This window comes from Salinigranum salinum (assembly GCF_009176545.1).
Classification (GTDB): domain Archaea; phylum Halobacteriota; class Halobacteria; order Halobacteriales; family Haloferacaceae; genus Salinigranum; species Salinigranum salinum.
Genome location: NZ_VTOJ01000005.1, coordinates 1 through 5,478, shown reverse-complemented (window position 1 = coordinate 5,478; position 5,478 = coordinate 1). Strand labels below are relative to the sequence as shown.

Here is a 5,478-nt window from a genome sequence, read left to right as displayed (position 1 = left end):
CCCGTCGCACTCCGACGGGCTTAAGTACGACACGGCGTTTCGATGGAACGCGAACGACACACTGCGACTGCGGCTCGGTCACCTCCGATCCGCGCTCGCGTTCGGACCACCCACCGGGGTTCGACGGGTTTATCACCCTCAGTCCCGTTGGTTCAGGTCCGAAGAAAACGTGAGGATTCCCCCCCTGCGGTCCGCCGTAAGACGGAATCTGATGTTAGCCCTGGTAGTTCGGTGACACTCGGCCGGCCGACGGTCGGTGTCGCTGGACGGACCTTGCAATGAACGATATGGTGATGTGCATCGCACCGCGATGCACGTCCCGCCACCCCCCTCCCTCTGGGAGGGAACATTCCGGTTGATCCTGCCGGAGGCCATTGCTATCGGGGTCCGATTTAGCCATGCTAGTTGTACGATTACGTAGCGAAAAGCTCCGTAACACGTGGCCAAACTACCCTCTGGAGGACCATACCCTCGGGAAACTGAGGCTAATAGTCCATACGGTACCCGAGTTGGAATACTGGGTACCCGAAACGCTCCGGCGCCAGAGGATGTGGCTGCGGCTGATTAGGTAGACGGTGGGGTAACGGCCCACCGTGCCGATAATCAGTACGGGTTGTGAGAGCAAGAGCCCGGAGACGGAATCTGAGACAAGATTCCGGGCCCTACGGGGCGCAGCAGGCGCGAAACCTTTACACTGCACGCCAGTGCGATAAGGGGACCCCGAGTGCGAGGGCATACTAGCCCTCGCTTTTCACGACCGTAGGGAGGTCGTGGAACAAGAGCTGGGCAAGACCGGTGCCAGCCGCCGCGGTAATACCGGCAGCTCGAGTGATGGCCGCTGTTATTGGGCCTAAAGCGTCCGTAGCTGGCCACGCAAGTCCGTCGGGAAATCCAACGGCTCAACCGTTGGGCGTCCGGCGGAAACTGCGTGGCTTGGGACCGGAAGGCTCGAGGGGTACGTCCGGGGTAGGAGTGAAATCCCGTAATCCTGGACGGACCACCGATGGCGAAAGCACCTCGAGAAGACGGATCCGACAGTGAGGGACGAAAGCTGGGGTCTCGAACCGGATTAGATACCCGGGTAGTCCCAGCCGTAAACGATGCCAGTTAGGTGTGGCAGAGGCTACGAGCCTCTGCTGTGCCGTAGGGAAGCCGAGAAACTGGCCGCCTGGGAAGTACGTCCGCAAGGATGAAACTTAAAGGAATTGGCGGGGGAGCACTACAACCGGAGGAGCCTGCGGTTTAATTGGACTCAACGCCGGACATCTCACCAGCTCCGACTACAGTGATGACGACCAGGTTGATGACCTTGTCACGACGCTGTAGAGAGGAGGTGCATGGCCGCCGTCAGCTCGTACCGTGAGGCGTCCTGTTAAGTCAGGCAACGAGCGAGACCCGCACACTTAATTGCCAGCATCAGGTTTCCTGGATGGGTACATTAGGTGGACTGCCGCTGCTAAAGCGGAGGAAGGAACGGGCAACGGTAGGTCAGTATGCCCCGAATGAGCTGGGCTACACGCGGGCTACAATGGCCAGGACAATGGGTTCCTACCTCGAGAGAGGACGGTAATCTCCGAAACCTGGTCGTAGTTCGGATTGCGGGCTGAAACTCGCCCGCATGAAGCTGGATTCGGTAGTAATCGCGTTTCAGCAGAGCGCGGTGAATACGTCCCTGCTCCTTGCACACACCGCCCGTCAAAGCACCCGAGTGGGGTCCGGATGAGGCCTGGCTCCCAGGTCGAATCTGGGCTCCGCAAGGGGGCTTAAGTCGTAACAAGGTAGCCGTAGGGGAATCTGCGGCTGGATCACCTCCTAACGATCGGGACTCACCTGTACGGTGAGCCCACCTTCTCATTGCACGCCGCCAGCGCCACCCCGTCGACCGGCCGGGCACCGAAGAACTACCAGGGCTAACCGGGCCCGTAGCTCAGCGGCAGAGCGCCTCCTTTGCAAGGAGGAAGCCCTGGGTTCAAATCCCAGCGGGTCCACTCCCGGGATCTCGCCGTAACCGAATCGCTCCCCTTAAGGGGACGAACACGGTACGACGAGTCCCGAACCACTGAACCGATGCACCATCCCGCGAAAGCGTGGTTGGGAAGGGTCGAACGCGCCCGCTGTCACCGGGAGCGTAATGAGATCGTGTGTACGTGCAATCCAGGCGTCCACTGGACTCGGTTCACCGAGTCAAGTGCGCCCAACCATACTGATCAGACCGTCACAGGTCAGATCACGAACTGGCTACTGTACTGGCTGGTGAATGGCTCGGCTCGAGAGCCGATGACGGACGTGCCAAGCTGCGAAAAGCTCCGGGAAGCCGCATGGAGGCGAAGAACCGGAGATCTCCGAATGGGAATCCCTCTACAATTGCTTCGCGCAATGGGGAACGCTCCGAATTGAAACATCTCAGTAGGAGCAGGAAAAGAACGCAAACCGCGATGTCGTCAGTAACGGCGAGTAAACGCGACACAGTCCAAACCGAAGCCTTCGGGCAATGTGGTGTTCGGACTGACTCTCATCACTCGAACGATCCCGAGAAATCTCCTGGAACGGAGTGCGATACAGGGTGACAGCCCCGTATCGGGATCTACTACAGTGTGCGTCAGCTCCAGAGTAGCGGGGGTTGGATATCCCTCGTGAAGATCCCAGGCATGACCTGGGAAGACTAAACACTCCTCGAGACCGATAGCGAACAAGTAGCGTGAGCGAACGCTGAAAAGCACCCCGAGAAGGGCGGTGCAATAGGGCCTGAACTCAGTCAGTGATAGAACGACGGGGCATACAAGGTCCCTCGACGAACGACCGACGCGCGAGCGTCCAGTAGGACTCGAGGGAAGCCGGTGTCGCGTCGTACGTTTTGAAAAACGACCCAGGGAGTGCAATTGTCTGGCGAGTCTAACACGAGAACCGTGGAAGGCGAAGGGAAACCGATACGAGCGCAGACTTCTTCGGAAGTCCAGGCTCACCGTGTTCAAGCGCGGGGAGTCAGACGGTTGCGACCCGAAACCGAGTGATCTACGCGAGGGCAGGGTGAAGCGTGGCGAAAGCCACGTGGAAGCCCGCTAGGGGTGGTGTCCTACAATACCCTCCCGTGACCCGCGCGTAGGGGTGAAAGGCCCATCGAACTCGGCAACAGCTGGTTCCAGTCGAAACATGTCGAAGCATGACCTCAGCAGAGATAGTACGCGGGGTAGAGCGACCGATTGGGAGACCCGCCTCCGAGAGGAGTCGGCCTCCCTGTCGAACTCCGAACCTGCGTACGTCGTAGAAGCTGGGAGTCCGGTACTCCGGGGTAAGCTTGGGTACCGTGAGGGAGACAACCCAGAGGTAGGTTAAGGACCCCAAATGTGGATTAAGTGCGACCGAAGGTGGTCTCGAGCCCTAAACAGCCGGGAGGTGAGCTTAGAAGCAGCTACCCTCTAAGAAAAGCGTAACAGCTTACCGGCCGAGGTTCGAGGCGCCGAAAATGATCGGGGCTCAAATCCACTTCCGAGACCTGCCAGCCCGAAAGGGATCTTGTAGACTGGCGCTCCGTCCGGGTGGAAGCACGGGTGAGAACTCGTGTGGACCGTACGGAAACGAAAATCCTGGTCACAGTAGCAGCGAAAGTCGGGTGACAACCCCGACGGCCTGAAGAGCAAGGGTTCCTCGGCACTGCCAATCAGCCGAGGGTTAGTCGATCCTAAGACCGACCGTAACTCGAATCGGTCAAATGGGAAACTGGTTAATATTCCAGTACCACCACCACTCAAAGTCGACGCTTTGGGAACCATCGAGCCGGGCCTTCGCCCGGTCGAACCGGAGAAACTCGTGGAAGCCGTAACGGCACGAAGCGAGCCAAGTCCGGGACAGCGCAAGTCGATGTTACCTGGAGCCCGTGAAAAGACGAGGTGCGTGTTCGTACCGAGATCCGACACAGGTGCTCTGGCAGAGCAAGCCAAGGCCTGTCGGGAGCAACCGGCGTTAGGGAATTCGGCAATCTAGTCCCGTACGTTCGCAATAAGGGATGCCTGCCTTTCACGAGGCAGGTCGCAGTGACTCGGACGCTCCGACTGTCTAGTAACAACACAGGTGACCGCAAATCCGTAAGGACTCGTACGGTCACTGAATCCTGCCCAGTGCGGGTATCTGAACACCAGGTACAACTGGACGAAGGACCCGTCAACGGCGGGGGTAACTATGACCCTCTTAAGGTAGCGTAGTACCTTGCCGCTTCAGTAGCGGCTTGCATGAATGGATCAACGAGAGCGTCGCTGTCCCAACGCTGGGCCCGGTGAACTGTACGTTCCAGTGCGGAGTCTGGAGACCCCCAAGGGGAAGCGAAGACCCTATAGAGCTTTACTGCAGGCTGTCGCTGAGACGTGGTCGCTGATGTGCAGGATAGGTAGGAGGCGCGACACAGGTACCCGCGCTAGCGGGCCACCGAGCCAACACTGAAATACTACCCGTCAGTGACTGCGACTCTCACTCCGGGAGGAGGACACCGGTAGCCGGGCAGTTTGACTGGGGCGGTACGCGCTCGAAAAGATATCGAGCGCGCCCAAAGATATCCTCACTCGGGTCGGAAACCCGAGGAAGAGTGCAAGAGCAAAAGGATGTCTGACAGTGATCTTCCTAACGAGGATCGCTGACGCGAAAGCGTGGTCTAGCGAACCTACGAGGTTCATTCATGGGACCCGTAGATGACAGAAAAGCTACCTTAGGGATAACAGAGTCGTCACCGGCAAGAGCACATATCGACCCGGTGGCTTGCTACCTCGATGTCGGTTCCCTCCATCCTGCCCGTGCAGAAGCGGGCAAGGGTGAGGTTGTTCGCCTATTAAAGGAGGTCGTGAGCTGGGTTTAGACCGTCGTGAGACAGGTCGGCTGCTATCTATTGGGGGTGTGAAGACACCTGACGGGAACGTTCGTATAGTACGAGAGGAACTACGAATGGTGGCCACTGGTGTACCGGTTGTCCGAGAGGGCAGTTGCCGGGCAGCTACGCCACACGGGGTAAGAGCTGAACGCATCTAAGCTCGAAACCCACCTGAAAAAGAGGTGTCACCGAGGTCACTCGTAGAAGACGAGTTCGATAGACTCGGGGTGTACGCGACGAGGCAACGAGTCGTTCAGCCCGCGAGCACTAACAGACCGAGCCATACTCGTAATCAGAGTTGGCCCGCACTGTGACTCGACGAACCGAGTCCAGGCGCAAACTGGATTGCACGCACACACGATACTGACACGATCCGACCCGACCAGACCGATCCGATTCGGTCGGTAGGGTTTCGGTTCGATTCGGTTTGACCGACGTTGGACGGAACGACGGTTCGATTCCGTCGGTCGGCGTTGAGGCGGCCAGAGCGGCGAGGTAACACCCGTACCCATCCCGAACACGGAAGTTAAGCTCGCCAGCGTATCAGCGAGTACTGGGGTGCGCGAGCCCCTGGGAACACTGATTCGCCGCCTCGCACTCATACTTCATACTCATATTCATAC

1 tRNA gene and 3 rRNA genes are annotated in these 5,478 nt (G+C 58.7%); all 4 read left to right on the top strand.

What is annotated here, in order from left to right:
* Positions 1–348: 348 nt before the first annotated feature.
* The 4 genes from FZP69_RS22185 to rrf all read left to right on the top strand — a co-directional run bounded on the left by FZP69_RS22185 (position 349) and on the right by rrf (position 5,451).
* Positions 349–1,814 (top strand): 16S ribosomal RNA (locus FZP69_RS22185).
* A 102-nt stretch (positions 1,815–1,916) separates the two neighbouring features.
* Positions 1,917–1,988: transfer RNA gene (locus FZP69_RS22180), tRNA-Ala, on the top strand.
* A 241-nt stretch (positions 1,989–2,229) separates the two neighbouring features.
* Positions 2,230–5,144, top strand: a 23S ribosomal RNA gene (locus tag FZP69_RS22175).
* Between the two features lie 185 nt (positions 5,145–5,329).
* Positions 5,330–5,451 (top strand): 5S ribosomal RNA (rrf, locus tag FZP69_RS22170).
* The 16S, 23S and 5S rRNA genes sit together here with 1 tRNA gene alongside, the layout of an rRNA operon.
* The last annotated feature ends 27 nt before the right edge of the window (positions 5,452–5,478 follow it).